Here is a 1682-nt window from a genome sequence, read left to right on the forward strand (position 1 = left end):
CTGCTCAGCGGTTGTCGGCTGTAGATGTGTTGGATGCGGCTGATTGTGCTCGGTTGGATGAGGTTGGTCATCGGGCGGTGTTGATGCGGCCGGTGGTGGAGTCTTCGATTCCGGTGTTGTTCGGGGCTCAGGTGCAGCGTGCTGCGGATGCGGTGGCGGTGTGTTTCGAGGGTGTCTCGTTGTCGTATCGGGAGTTGGATGAGGCGTCGAATCGGTTGGCGCGCTATTTGGTTGCTCGGGGTGCGGGGCCGGGTGAGTGTGTTGGCTTGATGCTGGAGCGTTCGGCGCAGGCTGTGGTGGCGATTTTGGGTGTGTTGAAGTCGGGTGCGGCGTATTTGCCGATTGATCCGGCGCATCCGGATGCTCGGGTTGAGTTCATGCTGGCTGATGCGGGGCCGGTGGCGGTTATCAGCAGCGCTGGTCTTGGCGAGCGGTTGCACGGATCCGGTGTGCCGGTGGTCGACGTCGACGATCGGCGTATCGATGCGCAGTCCTCAGGCGCGTTGCCGGGTACGGCTGCTGATGATGTGGCGCACATTATTTATACGTCGGGGACGACGGGGACGCCGAAGGGTGTTGCGGTTACGCATCAGAACGTGACGCGGTTGTTCGACGGTATGGATGTGGGTGTGGAGTTGGGGCCGCAGCAGGTGTGGGCTGCGTGTTCGTCGTTGGCTTTTGATTATTCGGTGTGGGAGATCTGGGGGGCTCTGCTGCATGGTGGGCGCCTGGTGGTGGTGCCTGAGCAGACCACGCGTTCGCCGCGGGATTTGGAGGCGTTGGTTGTTGCTGAGGGTGTGACGGTGTTGAGCCAGACCCCTTCTGCGGTCGGAATGCTCTCACCGGAGAAGTTGGCGTCGGTGTCGGCGTTGATGGTGGCTGCTGAGGCATGTCCGGCCGATGTGGTGGATCGGTGGGCGCCGGGTCGGGTGATGATCAACGGTTACGGTCCGACCGAGACGACGGTGTATGCCACGATCAGTGCCCCGTTGCAGCCCGGTTCGGGTGTGGTGCCGATTGGTCTGCCGGTCCCTGGTGCGGCGTTGTTTGTTTTGGATCGGTGGTTGCGGCCGGTTGCCCCGGGTGTGGTGGGTGAGTTGTATGTGGCCGGCCGTGGTGTGAGCGTCGGTTATCTGGGCCGGGCTGGTTTGACGGCCTCGCGGTTTGTGCCTTGCCCGTTTGGGGAGCCTGGGTCACGGATGTATCGGACCGGGGACCTGGTCTCGTGGGGTCCGGATGGGCAGTTGCGGTATGCCGGGCGTGCCGATGAGCAGGTCAAGATCCGCGGCTATCGCATCGAGTTGGGTGAAATTCAAACGGCGCTGGCTGATTTGGATGGTGTGGCGCAGGCGGTGGTGATTGTCCGTGAGGATCAGCCTGGGGATAAGCGGCTGGTCGGCTACATCACCGGCTCGGCCGACCCGGCCGAAGCTCGTGCGGCCCTGGCGCAGCGGTTGCCGGCTTATATGGTGCCCGCCGCGGTGGTGGCTCTTGATGCGTTGCCGTTGACGGTCAACGGCAAGCTCGATAAACGGGCTCTGCCGGCTCCGGAATACACCGGCACCGATCATTATCGGGCGCCGGGCACCGCGACCGAGGAGATCCTGGCCGGCATCTACGCCCAGGTCCTCGGCCTGGAACGGGTCGGCATCGACGACTCCTTCTTCGACCTCGGCGGCGAC

The 1682-nt window shown here is 63.7% G+C and carries 1 protein-coding gene; it reads left to right on the top strand.

The window, feature by feature from the left end; translation table 11 throughout:
• Positions 1-1682 (top strand): amino acid adenylation domain-containing protein (locus tag E0T84_RS31495; protein WP_138746418.1); only part of this gene is annotated, 1682 nt, incomplete at both ends.

Origin of the sequence: Mycobacterium sp. DBP42 (assembly GCF_005924235.1) — a bacterium.
GTDB lineage: Bacteria > Actinomycetota > Actinomycetes > Mycobacteriales > Mycobacteriaceae > Mycobacterium > Mycobacterium syngnathidarum.